This is a genomic window from Paraburkholderia hayleyella (assembly GCF_009455685.1).
In the GTDB taxonomy this organism is placed as follows: Bacteria; Pseudomonadota; Gammaproteobacteria; order Burkholderiales; family Burkholderiaceae; genus Paraburkholderia; species Paraburkholderia hayleyella.
In genome coordinates this window covers 674,251-690,692 of the sequence record NZ_QPES01000002.1, presented here as the reverse complement: position 1 = coordinate 690,692, position 16,442 = coordinate 674,251, and the positions used below count along the sequence as shown (strand labels likewise).

The following is a 16,442-nucleotide window of genomic DNA, read 5'->3' as shown; positions in this document are numbered from 1 at the left end:
CAGGAGTGGGCAGGGGCGATGTCAGGGCGCTTCGCGTCCGGCGCGCCACTGGCCCGGCGCGAGGCCAAAGCGCCGCGAGAAAGCGTGCGTAAAGGCGCTTTGATCGCTAAAACCGACACTCAAGGCGATCTCGCTCAAGGGCCGGGGCTGTCCCGGCTCGTTGAGCAACATCAACGCGGTATCGAGCCGCAGGCGTTGCAAATAACGATGCGGGGTTTCGCCGAAGGCTTCGATGAACATCTGATGAAAGCGGCGCAAGCCGATGCCGCAGTGCGTGGCGAGGTCAGCGATGCGCAGCGGTTCGGATAAATGCGCACGCAGCCAGCGGTCGATGCGAGGGAAGTCGAGACCCGCTTGCCATGTTGCGATGACGCAGGCCGTGCTGCCGTCGCCGATGAGGGCCGCGCCGAGGCGCGCGGCCGCCTCCCAGTTAAAGCGTTGCGGGCTCTGCGCCAGCGCGGTGGTGGCGGGTGTGCTGCCACCGCTGCGCGCGGCGATGTCGCGCACGAGTGCGCCGAGCGGCGCTTCGATGGCGATGACGCGAGAGCGCTCGAACAGCCGCTGCGGTATGGCGAGCGAGGTGGCGGGCAGATCCAGCACCAGTTGCCGGTTGTGACCGAGCCCCGCGTATTCGTGCCGCGCTCCCGCTGGGATAAGCCATGCCGAACGGCTGTCGAGCGGCTGAGCGACGCCTTCAACCGCCATATTCATCGCGCCGTCCAGCCCCAGCACGATCTGGTGGAAGTCGTGGACATCCGAGGCTTCGATGGCGCCATAACAGCGCAACGAAACCTGGGGAGCTGTGATGGCAGTGTGAATCATGGTGGAAGAATGGATGAGCCGCTCAGGACTGGCAGGGCTCAAGCGCGCAGGCGTTATGCCTCAAGCAGTTCGACTTCGAACACGAGCGTGGCATTCGGTGGAATCACCCCCCCTGCGCCGCGTACGCCGTAACCGAGTTGCGGCGGAATGGTCAGACGCCGCACGCCGCCGGTTTTCATGCCTTTTACCCCTTCGTCCCAGCCTTTGATGACCATGCCGCCGCCCAGTACGAAAGCAAAGGGGGCATTGCGATCCTTGCTCGAATCGAATTTCTGGCCATCGGTCAGCCAGCCGGTGTAGTGCACGCTGACGGTTTGGCCCGTGCTTGCCTCGGCCCCGCTGCCTTCGGTGAGATCTTCGTATTTCAGGCCGGATTCGGTCGTGACGATGGGCATGTGTCGCTCCTTGGGACAAGTGAGTTGAAAGCGGTATTGTAGGCGGGTTGGCGTCTGGCCGGGGCAGGAGAGGACGGGTGGGGAAAGATAGCCCGATAGCCCGGCCCTGGGTGTGTCCGTTCATTCATTCATTTATTCATGTTTTGATTTAGTGGCCTCGTGCAAAGGAAGGTTCGCGTGACTCTGTTTTCTGCTGCAGGCGATGCCGCAGCCTGTCTCACCGCGCATCGCTGTGCCGAAGCCGCATTATTCATGCGCGAGCACATGCTTTCCGTGGTGTCGCATGATCTTCGCGGGCCGCTCAATGCGATTCACAGCTGGGCTTATGTGCTGGAGCGCAAGATCGCCTCTGCTGATCCGGGCGTGCAGCGGGCACTCGATGGAATTCGTCATGGGGTTGAGCAGCAGCTCAAGTTGCTCGAAACCCGTGTTGATGGGCCTCGCGCGCAGATCGGCGCGCGGCTGTTGAGGCGTCAGCCGGTCGCGCTCCAGGCGCTGTTTGATGAGATCGTGACCGAGGTCCACGAGGCGCTGGCGCGCGAGCGCCAGGTGGTGCTGGAAGTGGCCGCGTTGCCGCCCGGGACGCTGGCGCAGGTCGATGGCGACCCTGGGCAGATAGCGAACGCGCTCTGGCTGATGCTGGTGTTTGCTGTCGAATCCAGCGTGAGCGCCACGCGAGTGTCATTGAGCGCCAGCGTTGATGCGCCGGCGCAGGCATGGTGCGTGACGGTGGAGTTTCAGGCGCTACCCGCTGCGCTTACCGATCCGGCCTTGCCCCATCTGCTCGAAGCCTATGCGCGCCAGCAAGCGCAAGAGCCACTGGATGCGGGTCAGGCGGCCTGGGTGCTGACGCTTTGCCGGCGCGTGGCGCAAGCGCACGACGGACGGTTCGAACAGCAAGCCGCCGTCGCGCCTGGTCAGGCCGCCACGTTGCGGTTATGGTTGCCGCTTGCCAGCGCGTGAGATCGACACGGAATCCGTAATAAATTTGCCATGGCGCAGCCCCTCCCAGCGCGTTCGCTGCGATCCTGCTTTCAGGGAGCTTGCTTCGCCCTCTATACTGGACGTTTTGTTTCGGGAGTGATTCGTCTTGGCCCAGGTCTTTGCCCTTATCGGTGCGCTACTGCTCGTTGCGCTTAATGGTTTTTTTGTCGCGGCCGAGTTCGGCCTCGTCAAGTTGCGGCAGACCCGCGTCAAGGCACTCGCGCGCAAACATGGCATTCGCGGCCGCGTGCTGGGCAAGGTGCACGGACATCTCGATGCTTACCTGTCAGCCTGCCAACTGGGCATTACGCTCGCTTCGCTGGGGCTGGGCTGGATCGGCGAGCCGGCTTTCGCCAATCTGCTGACACCACTTTTTTCGTTGTTCGGCATTGAGTCACCGCAATTGATCCACGGTATTTCGCTGTTCTTCGCGTTTTCGTGCATTTCGTTTTTGCATATCGTGGTGGGCGAGCTTGCCCCCAAATCGCTGGCTATCCGCGAAGCCGAAAAAATCTCGCTTTGGGTCGCGTTGCCGCTCTATGGGTTTTACTGGGCGATGTATCCCGCCATCTGGGTGCTGAATTCCAGCGCGAACGCCGTGCTGCGCATGGCCGGTCTGGGTGGCGGACATGCGGGCGACACGCATTATTCGACCGACGAATTAAAACTGATCCTGCGCGGCCGCCGCAGCGGCGTCGTGAGCGAAAAGGGCAGTAGCGGCAGTAACGGTAGTAGCGGCGGCAACGCCTACAGCCAGGACGAATGGAACACGATTGCGCATTCACTCGATTTTTCGAAGATGACCGTATCGGATCTGATGCGGCCCGCCCACGAGATGATCGGCTTGCGCAGCGATGTGCCGCTGCGCGAGAACATGCAGGTGATCGCGCGTCATCGTTTTAGCCGCTATCCCTTGTTCGAAGATGCTTCGGGCGAACGCGTGGCCGGGATGATTCACCTGAAAGACCTGCTGCTGGCGCGTGACGCGGGCGGCACACCTGACGATCTGAAAAAGCATGTGCGTCCCGTGCAATATGTGAAGCCGAGCATGCCCGCGCTTGAGTTGTTCCGGCGCTTTCGCAAGGGCGCGCCGCATTTCGCGCTGGTGGGACACAAGAATGCCAAGCCGATGGGTTTTCTCACGCTGGATAACCTGCTCGGGGCGCTGGTGGGACAGATTCACGATGAGTTCCGCCAGGGCGATGCCGACTGGAACCGGATGGACGACGGCACGCTGATGGGTAAGGGCAGCTTGCCGGTGGTGTCGCTGGAGCGGGCGCTGGGCATCGACATCGACGAAGGCCAGGCCGAATCGGTGGGGGGGCTGGTGATCCAGGCGTTGAGCGATTTGCCGGTGGAAGGCCAGCGGGTCGAGTTCGATCGCTTCGATATCGTGGTCAAGAAAATGCGCGGACCCCGGATTGTGCTGGTGCGGGTGTATCCGAAAGCGTTCGAGGACGAGGGCCGGTGAGGGGGAGAGGGGTGATCCGCTAGCCCGTGCTTAAGGGTGATGGTGCTTTGACATGGGGGAGATGGCCCCCATGTCATTTTCCGCATCAAGCCATGAGCGATAGCCCGGAGAGGCGGTTATGCCCCTCGTTGCTTGCCTGGTTCCGGCCGCTTCCCGTCCTCCTGCCACTGTTACTGGCGCTTAACCCTGTGTCAGCGCGATGCCCGATCGTGCGCCGGACTGTATAGCGATCGACTGTGTCCCGTCTCTATTGATGTTGTCAGACCCGATCATCAAGCTTCTGCCATTGTCGTCGGTGCCGACTTTCATTTCAGTGTGGTACATCCCGTTTCGATAAAAAACCGGATCGCCCGGCTTCGCCTGGTCGATCGACGTTTCGTGCCACCCATTGTTTTTCAGTGTGTTGAACAACCCTCTTGTGTCGTCGAACATGCCACGGACATTGGCCATCAGCGAGCCCGATTTTTTCATGACCGCCGAAACAAAATCGGCGCATGCCGATGCCGGGCCGAAACGGCCTGTCATTCCCAACTGACCACTTTGGATCAGATTGTCGGCTCGCATGCCCAGGAATTTTTTCGCCAATGAAGCGGCGCTGCTTCCGCCCTTGGAGATGAGCGAGCCGATGGCAGAAGAATCTTTTTCCGCACCGGACGTCGAGCCCTTCCCGGAATCCCGTTTTACTTCGGATGTCCGGCCAGCATTCGATGCCGAATTATTCTGTTGCGTATCCGGTGTTCGGTCATAATTTGATGTCGAATTCATATTGACTTGCATATCAACTCCTCGATCAAAGTTAATACCACAGTGGACCGTGGTGCGAACCATCGTACTTTTTTCGTGGCGTATAACGCCATACATAAAGATTGCGGTAGGCCTGAATGGAAACATGTGTTGAATAACCATGGCGATGCTGCCAATAACTATTGCAATGAGGCGCTGGCCGCTGTCGATCACGTTCTGTTCGACCCCGCGGCCATCGAGCGCGACGTGCAGACCGGATGTGGCGGCACGCACCAGATGAACTGATCAATACGGGTGATTTCCCAGTGGCTCGGGGTTATGACCTGCGTGGCGGGCTATTGCAATTCGACTACAGCGTATGTTCTGTGGTGAATAGTTAGCGAATGGGGCGGCAGTTTGAAATGGCTGATCGTTTGCATCTGAATTTAAATGAGTTGCTGGAGTATTCAATACAAAGCGTTTTATATAAAGCACAGCAAAATCACTTCCGTCCGCGTGTGGCCACCGCCAGGCGCGCCATCAATACCGGATCATCGAACAACGCGGCCACCGGCGTTGCCAGCCGTCTGCGCCAGTTCGGGTGTTCATCGATGGTACCGGGCAGGTTCGGCTGCTCGATGAGCCCCAATAAATCCTCCAGCGGATACATCGCCAGTTGCGATGGCGTAGCGGCGACAAAGGCCAGCGCCGCCTCCACGGGCGCTGCTCCGGGCGGCGGGGGGGTATCAGGTGCGGGCCTCCCGCTGCCGGCGCCTCCCGTTGCAATCACGCCAGCCTCGCGCAAGGCTGTCCATAACGCGCAACGCTCCATTGCCCGCTCAGCTTGTGCGCCTGCCACCGCATCCTGACCATCCTCGCGCGCAGGCAGTTGCCCGCTCTCGGCGCGCCATGCGATATCGCGGCCGCTCCACCAGCCTGCGATAGTGGGCAAATCGTGCGTCGTCGTGGTCGCCATGGCTTCGCGTGTCCAGCTTTGCGGGGGTAAAAAATCCCGTCCGTTGTCGCTGCGCTCAAGCCACAGCGTGCGAATCCCCGCGATGCCCAATGCGCTCAGCCGCTCCCGAAACCCTGCGGGCACGGTGCCCAGATCCTCGCCAATGACGATCGCGCGATGCCGCCATGATTCGAGCGCGATTAGCCGCAGCATGTCGTCGAGCGGATAGCGCAGGTAAGCGCCTTCTTTCGCGCTGGCCCCTTCAGGAATGAGCCATAAGCGGCGCAAACCGAGGATGTGGTCGATGCGCACGCCACCCGCATGGGCGAAGCTGGCGCGCAGCAGGTCGATAAACCCGGCGAAGCCTTGACGGCACATCGCGCGTGGCGAGAAGGTGGTGAGCCCCCAACTCTGACCGAGCTGGTTCATTGGGTCAGGTGGCGCGCCAATCGAGATGCCTGCGAGCATCGCTTCGCCGCAGGCCCAGGCGTGGCTGCCTGCGCCATCGCAGCCGACGGCGAGATCGGCGATCAGGCCTGGCGTCATGCCGGCTTCGCGTGCCTGGCGTTGTGCGGCGTCGAGCCCGCTAGCGGCGAGCCATTGCAGGAACCGATGGAATTCGACAGCAGGTTGATGCGCTGTGGCAAAAGCGGCGACAGCCGTGTTGCGGGGATCGCGTAGCGTGGCATCCCAGTCGCGCCAGTGACCGCTGGCGCCTTGCGCGAGATGAAACGCATGCAGGGCTTCGAAGCGTGCGTGATCGTCGAGCGCCTGGCTGCCACGTTGGCAAAACGTGGCAAAAGACGTCCGTTGCGCGGCTGTGGCGTGCTGCTCAAAACGTTCGAACAGCCTGTGCAGCACCTTGAGCCGAAGGGCTGCGGCATGTGGCCAGTCGATGAGCGCGAGCGTTTCGTACTGGGCCCAGGCTTCGCGGGCATGCAGCGTATCGAGCGCGCTGAGCACAGCATCGCGGCCGAACAGCGCGCTGGGGTCGATATGCGTGGCATTGAGCCAGAGCCGCGACGAAGGCGAATACGGGCTGAAGTGTTGCGGCAGCGCGCTGAACATGGCGTGCGTGGGGCTGACGGCGAGCGCCTGGGCGCCGTGCTGGGCGCTGCGCACGGCGAGCGCGGCGAGTGCCGAATAGTCGCCGATGCCGCCATCGCCGCTGCGGCGCAAGCTGTACAACTGCGCACTGAGGCCCCAGAGGAGGGGCCCGGCAGCCTCATGCGCATGAGGACGATTGCCTGGGCTCGCAGGGCGCTCGTCACCCGTGGCATGTGCCGCCTGCCACGCATCGGCCACGGTATAGGCGCGTGATGGCGCGATAGCGAGCGTGACGCGCTGCTCCTGCAACACCAGGGTGTGATAGCCCGGCTCGCTGATCGGCGCAAGCAGCGCCGTTGCCCCCTTGGGCGCGGTGAAGCGGCCGTCGATCAGCGCGCCGCTTTCCAGCTCGATTCGGTAGCGGCTGCCGGCGCGTAACGCACTGGACGGCAGCGCAATGGCGCGCTCGCATTCGGCGCTGAGCAAGGCGGGGAGGCGGCGGCCATGATGTTCTGCGGCGAGCGCGGCGCTGCTCTGGCGCATCTGCGTCAGGGTGCGGCAGGGCAGGCCGAGCCGTTCAAGCAGGCTCGAGATCGTGTCATCGCTGACGCGATGGCTGACACCCTGCGCGTCTTGCCATTCGCGTTGCAGCCCTGCGTGTTGCGCGAGGGCATCGAGGGCTGCGCGGGCTTGATCGGTGCGTGATGTGCCGCTCATTCGGACCATTCCGGCAAGCTGACCTGACGCGCATCGTGGTGGCTGGCGTAGTGGTTGACGTCGCCGCTTAGCCAGGCGATGCAGGCGTAGCCGGGCAAGATGTGGTCTGTGGCGGGGTCGCGGGCGCGGGCGGGGGTTTCGAAGATCACTTTGCCTGCTGGCCGCTGTGGCAAGGGCACTGCTTGCTGGCCGAGATTGAGCGCGAGCGACAGGATCGCGCCATCGCTGAGCTGCCAGCGCGCGATCAGGGCGCTATCTGAAGGTGCGCCTGATGCGGCGTCATCGAGCACTTCCGCGCCCAAGGCACGGACACCCGCCAGGCGCGGTGCGATGAGTTTGGCGCGCACGGCCAGCGCCGACTGATAAAAGTGATACCACTCAATGCGCGTGCGGGCCTCACCGGCGGGCAGTGCGGTGGCATCGCGCGGCGGCGATGAGGCGCTGAAGGTGCGGGGGTCGTTGGGATCGGGCAGTCGCGTTTGCGCATCGATGCGGGTCTCCGGTGAGAAGCGCGGAAATTCCTCGCGGCGTCCCGTGCGTACGGCTTCGGCCAGCGCCTCGGGGTAATCGGTGAAAAACAGGAAAGGCTGTTTTGAACCGTGTTCTTCGTCCATGAAGAGCAAAGGGATGGACGGCGCGAGCAGCAGGAGCGCGGTTGCGGCGCGCAAGGCGGCGGGCGGGCAGAGTGTGGTTGCGGCGCGCAAGGCGGCGGGCGGGCAGAGTGTGGTTAGGCGCTCGCCAAAGGCGCGGTTGCCGATCTGGTCGTGGTTTTGCAAATAGACCACGGAGGCGGTGGGCGGTATTTCCCCGGCGCTTGTGCGGTCTGTGCCGTGCCCGTTTTTGGCTTCGCTTTGCGCGAAGCCCGTGCTGAGCGCGCGGGCGAGCTGCTGCACCGGCTCGTGGGCGAAGGCACGATAGTTGCCGCCGCGCTCGCCGGTCAGCAGCACATGCAGCGCGTGATGGATGTCGTTATTCCAGTGCGCGTCGAAATGACCTTCCAGCAGGTCAGGCATGCGGCGTTCGTCTTCGGCGATCAGATGGATGTGCCGTCCCTGTTCGACGCTGGCACGAAGGTGATCGGTTAGCTCGCGTAGCCAGTCATCGTTGCCGATAGCCTGGACGGCATCGAAACGCAGCCCATCGAAACGGTATTCGTTGAGCCAGTACAGCGCGTTGTCGCAGAAGAAGTCGCGCACTTCCATGCGCCCGAAATCGATCGCGGCGCCCCAGGGGGTAGGCGCGTCCGCGCGGAAAAACGGCTGGGCATAGTGCGGCAGATAGTTGCCGTCGGGGCCGAAGTGGTTATAGACCACATCGAGAATCATCGTCAGGCCGAGGCCATGCGCGGTGTCGATCAGCGCCTTGAGTTCGTCCGGGCGGCCATAAGCGGAATCGGGCGCGTAGGGCAGCACGCCGTCGTAGCCCCAGTTGCGCTGGCCGGAAAAATCATTCAGCGGCATGAGTTCGAGCGCGGTGACGCCGAGCTGGACGAGCGCCGGCAGCCGTTGCTGCACGCCCGCGTAGCCACCGAGCGCACCCACGTGGACCTCATACAGCACGGTTTCTTCCCACGGGCGGCCATGCCAGCAAGCGTGCTGCCAGGTGTAGGCGCGCGGATCAATCACTTCGCTGGGGCCGTGCGTATCGTGCGGCTGAAAGCGCGAAGCCGGATCGGGCACCGCGAGTGCGCCATCGAGCCGGTAGCGATAAAGCGTTCCCGCGCCGCAGGCGGATTCGGTTTCGAACCAGCCGCCGCCGCTCGGGGTCATGTCGATGAGCGTGGTTGCGGGGGGCGGCTTGTCACTTGCATGAAGACCATGGCGCGGTGCGTTTTCGATTTCAAGCTGAACGGCCGTACATGATGGTGCCCAGAAGCGAAAACGGGTGCGCGGGGTCGGCCCTGTTGCGCCGAGCAGTTGCGCGCCGAACGGCAGGCAGTGAGCGTAATGCTGCGCGTAGCGATCAAGCGGACAGTCGGACATGGCGTCATCCTCCGGTGGGCGGCGTGTTAGTGCTCGTGGCATCGTCTTCGCCCAGCAACTGGCGGGCGAGCGCGGCGAGGCCCTGCACGGGCAGGCCGAGCCAGGCGGGGCGCAAGATCGCCTCGTCGCAGATTTCGCGGGCCGCGCGGCTGACGAGGAAGATATCGAGCAGCGCGGCTTCGGCATGCGGCGCGACGCTGGCATGCTGCGCGTGCGCGACGGCGGCGCGGTAGCGCGTCAGAAAGCACGCGGCGGCCGCCTGATTAAAGCGCTCGAACAGTGCGCGCTTGCGTTGCGCCGCGGCATTCGAGGTATGTTCCAGCGTCGAATGTGCCGCGGCGCTGGCGTAGGACAGCGAACGCAACAGCCCGGCGACGTCGCGCAGCGGACTGGTCTTTTGCCGTCGGACGTCAAACGGAGCATCGGCATCACCTTCGAAATCGATCAGGAAGGCATCGCCCTGGGCTACCAGCACTTGCCCCAGATGAAAGTCCCCATGGATGCGTTGGCACCAGGCCGCAGGGTGGGCGGGCACGTGTTGCGCCAGTGTCGCGGCCAGCGCATGGCGCTGCGCGAGCAAGCCGCGAGCGAGTTCGCGGGTGTCCTCAGCGAGCGTGTCCAGTTGTTGGGCTAGCACATCGAGGGCGCGGCTGAGCGTGGTTTGTGCCGTGTCGATCCAGCCTTGCACATCGCCGTCGCTGGCGCGCGTGGGGGTGAAGGCGTCCGCCGCGTCAGCCATGGCCGCCTGCCTGGCATGGCCTGTGCCGCCTTCCTGACTTCGCTCTTGACCTCGTTCTTGACCTTGCTCTTGACCCTGCTTTTTACCTTTGCCCCTCGCGCCTTCGCTTAACGCCACATGCAGCTCGCCCAGACGCTGGCCAATGACGCCCGTGAACGTGCCATAGCTGTCGATGGCTTCGGCTTCACGGAGCGGGTCCGGGACGGTATCGTCGCCCCCGGTGGAGAGCGCCAGTTCATCGACCGCGCGGCGCAAATACTCGAACGCCCAGGTCCACGCATCGCCCTGGTTGTCGATAAAACCTTGCAACAGGGCCAGCGTATGCGGTACGCCTTGCGGATCGACACGCACGACCTCGCCATACAATGGCGCGCTATGGGTATAACCCGCCTGCGTCAGGTAGCGGTTCATTTCGGCTTCCGGGTGCGTGCCGCCCTGCACGCGCCGCACCAGCTTGAGCACGGCCTTGTCCGCGATGACCAGCACGCTGTTGCGTTGCTCGGCGGCGAGCCAGCGGATCGCGGGCGGCGCGGCGGGGTCGGCCAGCTTGAGCGCGGCAAACCCAGGCTCGGAAAGAAAACGGATCTCGCTTTTTTGCACGGTCGTCATGACCGTGTGTTCGTGCAAATGGCGCAGCACGCCATGCGCGAACTGCGGTAGCGAGAACGCATCGGTCAGATGCCCAATGGTCCGGTTGCGCCGCACGCGCGCTAGCGTCAGTTGCAGAAAGAGCGGGGTGCTCGTGTCGCTGCCCCAGGTGATAGCCAGCGGTACGACGTAACGTTCGATGCGACCCGCGAAGGTCGCTTCGATTTCGGTGAAGGCGAAGTCCGCGTCCGGCAGGGTGGTTAACGCAGCCAGCCGCACCTGTTCGAGTTTTTGCCCGCGCGTCATGAACCAGGGCCTGCGTATCAGCCAGGAGGGCAACACCTCCGATTCGAGCAGCCGCACGTTGTCCGGCGTCGGGCTGGTCTGGCCAGCGCGGATCACGATGGTGGCGAACTCAGGCAGCGGCTCCGAAGGCGCGCGGCTCCAGGCCGGGCGTTCGTCACTTTGGCAGAGCGCGAACCACATGAAACCGTAAGGCGCGAACGTCATCAGGTACGCGTGCTGGCCGATCACGGGAAACACCGAATCGGCGGTGATCTCGATGGGCACGGCGCCCGCGAATTCGGCCAGGTCCAGCTCGACCGCTTGCGGCGCGCGCGACAGGTTGGCGATGCACAGAATGGGCGGCGCGCCTGGCATCTCGCGCAAATACGCGAGGATCTTGCGGTTACCTGGCCGCAAAAAGCGGCTGCGGCCCCGGCCGAACGCCTGATGCGCGCGGCGTGTGGCGAGCATGCGGCGGGTCCAGTTGAGCAGCGAGTGCGGATCGCGGCTTTGCGCTTCGACATTGACCGCATCGAAGCCATACAGCGCGCCCATGACCGGCGGCAGCACCAGTTGCTCGGGGTCCGCGCGCGAGAAGCCGCCGTTGCGATCCGCCGACCATTGCATCGGTGTGCGCACGCCATCGCGGTCGCCCAGATGAATGTTGTCGCCCATGCCGAGCTCATCGCCGTAATAAATCACCGGCGTGCCAGGCATCGACAGCAGCAGCGAATTGATCAGCTCGATGCGCCTGCGGTCACGTTCCATCAGCGGCGCGAGACGTCGCCGGATGCCGAGATTGAGCCGCGCGCGGCGGTCGCTGGCGTAGGTGTTCCAGAGATAGTCGCGCTCGGAATCGGTGACCATTTCGAGCGTCAGCTCGTCGTGATTGCGCAGAAAAATCGCCCATTGACACGATTCCGGCAGATCCGGCGTTTGCCGCATGATGTCGGTGATCGGAAAACGGTCTTCGCTGGCCAGCGCCATGTAAATCCGCGGCATCAGCGGAAAATGAAACGCCATGTGGCATTCGTCTTCGTCGCCGAAATATTCCTGGACGTCTTCTGGCCACTGGTTGGCTTCCGCCAGCAGCATGCAATTGGGGTAATCGGCGTCGATGGCCGTGCGGATCTGTTTGAGCACCGCGTGGGTTTCGGGCAAGTTCTCGTTGTTCGTGCCTTCGCGCTCGACCAGATACGGCACGGCATCCAGCCGCAGCCCGTCAATCCCCATATCCAGCCAGAAACGCATCACTTGCAGCACTTCGCGCAGTACCGCTGGGTTGTCGAAGTTCAGATCCGGCTGATGTGCGTAAAAACGGTGCCAGTAATAGGCGCCTGCCACGGGGTCATGGGTCCAGTTGGACGGCTCGGTGTCGATGAAGATGATGCGTGTGCCCGCGTATTTCGTATCGGTATCGGACCAGACGTAATAGTTGCGATGGCTCGATCCTGGCCGTGCGCGCCGGGCGCGCTGGAACCACGGATGCTGGTCGGAGGTGTGGTTGATGACCAGCTCGGTGATGATGCGAATGCCGCGTGCATGAGCGGCCTGAATCAGACGCCGGACATCCGCGAGCTGGCCGTAGTCGGGATGGACGCTACGGTAATCGGCGATGTCGTAGCCATCGTCGCGCCGGGGCGAGGGATAAAACGGCAGGAGCCAGATTGCGTTGACGCCGAGCTCCACGATGTAATCGAGCTTGGCCAAAAGCCCGGGAAAGTCGCCGATGCCATCGTTATTCGCATCGAAAAACGACTTCACATGAACCTGATAGATGATCGCGTCCTTGTACCAGAGCGGGTCGCCTTTGAGCAGCGTGGGTTTGCTGCGGGGAATGCTGCGCGCCTGGCGGCGCGCGCTGTCCTGAGTGGTGGAGGTGGGGTTCAGGTGAGGCGCATGAGGAGAGTCCATCGGCGGTTTCCTGGTTCGTCGGCGCTGCGAGGCGCAACGCCGGGGGGCGTGGGCGGCCGCTGCTTAAACAGAAGACGGGTATGACTCAATGTAGTGCAAAGCGGTGTGAATTGCCGCTTGGGCCAGCGAGGGCGGCTCGCCATGCGGCTGGTTGCGGTGCGGCTTGTTTCGAGGCAAAAGCGAAATAGCCAGCAAGTGCCGTGCCAGGCGTGGATGAAAGGAGGTCACCTAAGGCGCAACCCGGGCGCAACCCGGGCGCAACCCGGGCGCAACCCCGCGTGCAGGTGCGATCGGGCACGCAGGCCATGCCGCGCGTGGCGGGCGTTTGTGCCGCCGCTCGCGCGGGCAGCCGGTAAAAGTGGCCAGATGACGAGCGGCTTTTACACAGTGGCCGTGCGGCGGGCGTGAGCGGACGGTGAGCGGACTGTTGCGGCGCGTATGGGACGCGTATGGGGCGCGTATGGGACGTATAGGGCGTATGGGGGCGGGTTATGAGCCTAGCAGCCCGGCGGCGATGTTGACGCACAGGCCCAGCACAGCAACGTTGAAATAGAACGACAGGATGGATTGCGCCAGCGCCGCCCGGCGAATCTCGCGCGAGCGCAGCATGACATCCGAGGTTTGCGATGCGACGGCGATGGTGAACGAGACGTAGAGGAAATCCCAGTAATCGGGTTCGAGCGCGGGGTCCGGGAACAGCAGCGCGGTTTGGTAAGGGATCGGGCTGAAGTAGAGCCGGGCGTAATGCAGCGTGAAGAGCGTGGGAATCAGAAACCAGGCGCCGATCAGCGTGGCGCCGGTGAGCAGCGAATGCGTGACATTCGAGGTCGCCCCTGTGCCCTTGAGCGTGGCGAGTTCGAGCACGATGGCCGCGATGCTGGCCACGGTTGCGATACAGATGATGACGAGGGCGACACCGGCGTTTTCGTCCTCGCGCACGGCGAAGTCGCGCACCTCATTGTGATGCGCGCGTGCCATATGCACCCAGACGAGCGCCAGCCAGGACCACACCGCAATATCCCAGGTGAGCAGCACCCGCAGCAACCATGACATTGACTCCGACGCCAGAAAGAGCGAAGCCACGATACCAATGGCGAGCGCCATGAGCATGCGCGGACGGTTGCGTAGCATTTGGGGATAGAAACGATAGAGGTTCATCAGCGTTTGGCAAGGAAGCGGCAGGCCCAGCGCCAGGGTGGGCCGGGTGGGCCGAGTGGGTCGGGCGCAGATTCTACCGTGCCGTGGGGGGCGTGAGCTTGGCACCCAGCGGATGAACGGCAGACGATTTGTCTAATGCAGGCGTCGCGGTTATAGTCCTGCGCAGCACGCTGGCAGCGTTGGGCGGGCGGCATAACAACAAGCTTGCTGAGAGACCGGCCGCGGCACAACGGCTGCGCCTGCATCCATTGACCATGGCATGCGGCGTTCCTGCTGCCGGTTATGTTCGGTCCATTTTCTGGAGCCATCGTGACCCAGGTTCAGAAACCCCCACGACGCCTGCGTTCCCGCCTGACGTCTCTATCGTCTTTTTCCTCGTCTTTTTCCTTGTCTTTTTCCTTTTCCCGCACGAACGCTTCTCCTTCACGCCGCACCTGGCTGCTTGGCGCGTGTGCCTCGGCAGCGCTCCTGAGTTTCACCGTTGCGGCGGGCCGCTTCGGCCTGCCGGCTGCCTGGGCGGAGCCGGCTCCAACTGACGACACCTACCCGGCGCTCCTCGCGGTGTCGCAGCACTTGAGCGCGCGGCAAGACCTGAACCCGGTGCTGGCGCGACGTATCCATGATGCCCTGAGCCAGGCCGACAGCCTGTTTGCGCGTCATGTCAGCGCGCTCGATCAATGGCTCAAAAGCCATGAAGGCATGCCTGCCGATAGCGTGATTGCCACGCTGCAAACCCACGCGCCAGAACTGGCCGTGGTGGCTCGCGCGATTCTGCGGGCCTGGTATCTCGGCCTTATCGGCGAGATGCCGCAGGCCCGGGTCGTGGCGTTTGAGCAGGCGTTGATGTTCGAGCCGGTCAAGGACGTGCTGACCATTCCCTCGTATTGCCACGATGTGCCGTTTTACTGGACAAACAAGCCCGTCCACGCTTGAAACCCTGCACCATGCCGCGCGAACGGCTCAGCTATGCGCGCAGCATGTCCGTTTTCCGCAAAAACACAAACAGACAATAAACAGCATTGCGCCAGCCAAAGGGGGCAAACATGGCAAATTCCTATTCCGCCGACGTCGTTATTGTGGGTTCTGGAGTGGCAGGCAGTCTCGTCGCGCATCAGATGGCACAGGCCGGGGCCTCGGTGATCATGCTCGAAGCAGGACCGCGCCTCGCGCGCTGGCAGATCGTCGAGAACTTCCGCAACTCGTCGGTTAAAAGCGATTTCGCTACACCTTATCCGTCGATGCCTTACGCGCCGCATCCGCAATACGCGCCGCCTAACGGTTACCTGATCCAGAAAGGTGAGTGGCCTTACAACTCGCAATATCTGCGGCTCGTGGGCGGCACAACCTGGCACTGGGCCGCGGCGGCCTGGCGGCTGCTGCCTGCGGATTTTCAGCTGAAAACCCGCTATGGCGTGGGACGCGATTGGCCTTATCCCTACGAGACGCTCGAACCGTGGTATCAGGCCGCTGAAGTGCAACTCGGCGTGTCGGGGCCCGATAAGCGCGTGGATCTGGGTTCGCCTCGCGCGCAGGCTTATCCGATGAGCGCCTTGCCCCTGTCCTACATGGATCAGCGTTTTACCGACGTGCTGCAACCGCATGGCTTTCATGTCGTGCCTGAGCCGGTGGCGCGCAACAGCCGCCCCTACGACGCGCGCCCGATCTGTTGCGGCAACAACAACTGCATGCCGATCTGTCCGATTGGCGCGATGTACAACGGCGTGATGCATGCCGAAAAAGCCGAGCAGGCGGGGGCGAAGCTGCTCGCGCAAGCGGTGGTGTACCGTATCGAAGCCGATGACAAAGGACGGATTGCCGCTGTGTATTTCAGGGACCCCAACGGCCATGACACACGGGTGACGGGTAAGCTCTTCGTGCTCGCGGCCAATGGTATCGAGACGCCCAAGCTGATGCTGATGTCGACGTCCGACGCGTTTGCGCAAGGCATCGGCAATCGTTCGGATCAGGTGGGCCGCAACCTGATGGACCACCCCGGTACAGGCGTCACGTTCCTGGCGAATGAAGACCTCTGGCCAGGACGCGGGCCGATGGAGATGACGTCGATTGTCAATTTCCGCGATGGTGCATTCCGTGCCGATTACGCCGCGAAGAAGCTGCATTTGTCGAACGGCGTGGCCACCATGGCTGTCACGGCGGCATTGCTGAAAAAAGGCGTGGCCGGAAGCGAACTGGAGCACCAGATCCGTGAGCGCGCGGCGCGCACGCTGAATATCAACAGTTTCCACGAGCATCTGGCCGAGCCGCGCAACCGCATCGTGCCATCGACAACACACAAGGACACACTGGGCATTGCGCAGCCGGAAATTTATTACTCGATCAACGACTACGTGAAAAAAAGCGCGGTGCACACGCGCGCGCACTATGCGCGGATCGCTGCGTTATTGGGCGGCACGGAGATCACGTTCGACGACAACTTCGCGCCGAACAACCACATCATGGGCACAACGATCATGGGCCGCGATCCGGCAGATTCGGTGGTCGATGCGGATTGCCGCACGCACGATCACGCCAATCTCTTTGTCGCCAGCAGCGCGGTGATGCCGACGGCGGCATCCGTGAACTGCACGCTGACCATCGCCGCGCTGTCGCTGAAGCTGGCCGACATGCTCAAGCGTGAACGCTAAGCCCTACCCTGACGGAG

Annotated in this window: 12 protein-coding genes; 5 read left to right on the top strand and 7 right to left on the bottom strand. The window is 63.1% G+C overall.

Annotated features, from left to right (window positions below; translation table 11 throughout):
- Positions 1-21: 21 nt before the first annotated feature.
- Positions 22-822 (bottom strand): AraC family transcriptional regulator, encoded by an 801-nt coding sequence (locus tag GH657_RS17355; RefSeq protein WP_153102255.1) that lies wholly within the window; start codon positions 820-822, stop codon positions 22-24.
- Between the two features lie 53 nt (positions 823-875).
- Complete coding sequence (locus GH657_RS17350; RefSeq protein WP_153102254.1) at positions 876-1,217, bottom strand: FKBP-type peptidyl-prolyl cis-trans isomerase; 342 nt, start codon at positions 1,215-1,217, stop codon at positions 876-878.
- 177 nt (positions 1,218-1,394) lie between these two features.
- Between GH657_RS17350 and GH657_RS17345 the strand changes: the two genes are divergently transcribed.
- On the top strand, positions 1,395-2,180 hold the full coding sequence (locus GH657_RS17345; protein ID WP_246174213.1) for a sensor histidine kinase: 786 nt from the start codon (positions 1,395-1,397) through the stop codon (positions 2,178-2,180).
- Positions 2,181-2,307: 127 nt separating this feature from the next.
- On the top strand, positions 2,308-3,672 hold the full coding sequence (locus tag GH657_RS17340; protein ID WP_153102253.1) for a hemolysin family protein: 1,365 nt from the start codon (positions 2,308-2,310) through the stop codon (positions 3,670-3,672).
- A 180-nt stretch (positions 3,673-3,852) separates the two neighbouring features.
- Here the strand turns inward: GH657_RS17340 and GH657_RS17335 are convergent, their stop codons facing one another.
- Positions 3,853-4,449 carry a hypothetical protein gene (locus tag GH657_RS17335; protein WP_153102252.1) on the bottom strand — a complete coding sequence of 199 codons (597 nt, stop codon included), beginning with the start codon at positions 4,447-4,449 and terminating at the stop codon, positions 3,853-3,855.
- 117 nt (positions 4,450-4,566) lie between these two features.
- Between GH657_RS17335 and GH657_RS18445 the strand changes: the two genes are divergently transcribed.
- Positions 4,567-4,701 (top strand): hypothetical protein, encoded by a 135-nt coding sequence (locus GH657_RS18445; protein ID WP_281349420.1) that lies wholly within the window; start codon positions 4,567-4,569, stop codon positions 4,699-4,701.
- Positions 4,702-4,897: 196 nt separating this feature from the next.
- On the opposite strand, the gene malQ is transcribed toward GH657_RS18445, so the two are convergent.
- From malQ to GH657_RS17310, 4 genes are all read right to left on the bottom strand, one after another.
- Entirely contained in the window at positions 4,898-7,114 is a 2,217-nt protein-coding gene (gene malQ / locus GH657_RS17325) for a 4-alpha-glucanotransferase (protein ID WP_153102250.1), read from the bottom strand.
- Positions 7,111-9,096 (bottom strand): malto-oligosyltrehalose trehalohydrolase, encoded by a 1,986-nt coding sequence (treZ, locus tag GH657_RS17320; protein ID WP_153102249.1) that lies wholly within the window; start codon positions 9,094-9,096, stop codon positions 7,111-7,113. Before treZ ends, malQ begins: the two co-directional genes overlap by 4 nt.
- A 4-nt stretch (positions 9,097-9,100) precedes the next feature.
- The gene (gene treS, locus GH657_RS17315; protein ID WP_153102248.1) at positions 9,101-12,622 is read right to left on the bottom strand and encodes a maltose alpha-D-glucosyltransferase; all 3,522 of its coding nucleotides are present in this window, start codon (positions 12,620-12,622) and stop codon (positions 9,101-9,103) included.
- A gap of 489 nt (positions 12,623-13,111) precedes the next feature.
- Complete coding sequence (locus GH657_RS17310) at positions 13,112-13,780, bottom strand: DUF1345 domain-containing protein (RefSeq protein ID WP_153102247.1); 669 nt, start codon at positions 13,778-13,780, stop codon at positions 13,112-13,114.
- 387 nt (positions 13,781-14,167) lie between these two features.
- Between GH657_RS17310 and GH657_RS17305 the strand changes: the two genes are divergently transcribed.
- Both GH657_RS17305 and GH657_RS17300 read left to right on the top strand, forming a co-directional pair.
- On the top strand, positions 14,168-14,713 hold the full coding sequence (locus GH657_RS17305) for a sorbitol dehydrogenase family protein (protein WP_246174212.1): 546 nt from the start codon (positions 14,168-14,170) through the stop codon (positions 14,711-14,713).
- 110 nt (positions 14,714-14,823) lie between these two features.
- Entirely contained in the window at positions 14,824-16,425 is a 1,602-nt protein-coding gene (locus tag GH657_RS17300; RefSeq protein ID WP_153102245.1) for a GMC family oxidoreductase, read from the top strand.
- Positions 16,426-16,442: the final 17 nt, after the last annotated feature.

What these genes read in the sequence shown, in the direction of transcription:
- GH657_RS17355 (WP_153102255.1), bottom strand. Translation starts at nt 822, where the DNA reads ATGATTCACACTGCCATCACAGCTCCCCAGGTTTCGTTGCGCTGTTAT.
- GH657_RS17350 (WP_153102254.1), bottom strand. Translation starts at nt 1,217, where the DNA reads ATGCCCATCGTCACGACCGAATCCGGCCTGAAATACGAAGATCTCACC.
- GH657_RS17335 (WP_153102252.1), bottom strand. Translation starts at nt 4,449, where the DNA reads ATGCAAGTCAATATGAATTCGACATCAAATTATGACCGAACACCGGAT.
- malQ (WP_153102250.1), bottom strand. Translation starts at nt 7,114, where the DNA reads ATGAGCGGCACATCACGCACCGATCAAGCCCGCGCAGCCCTCGATGCC.
- treZ (WP_153102249.1), bottom strand. Translation starts at nt 9,096, where the DNA reads ATGTCCGACTGTCCGCTTGATCGCTACGCGCAGCATTACGCTCACTGC.
- treS (WP_153102248.1), bottom strand. Translation starts at nt 12,622, where the DNA reads ATGGACTCTCCTCATGCGCCTCACCTGAACCCCACCTCCACCACTCAG.
- GH657_RS17310 (WP_153102247.1), bottom strand. Translation starts at nt 13,780, where the DNA reads ATGAACCTCTATCGTTTCTATCCCCAAATGCTACGCAACCGTCCGCGC.
- GH657_RS17300 (WP_153102245.1), top strand. Translation starts at nt 14,824, where the DNA reads ATGGCAAATTCCTATTCCGCCGACGTCGTTATTGTGGGTTCTGGAGTG.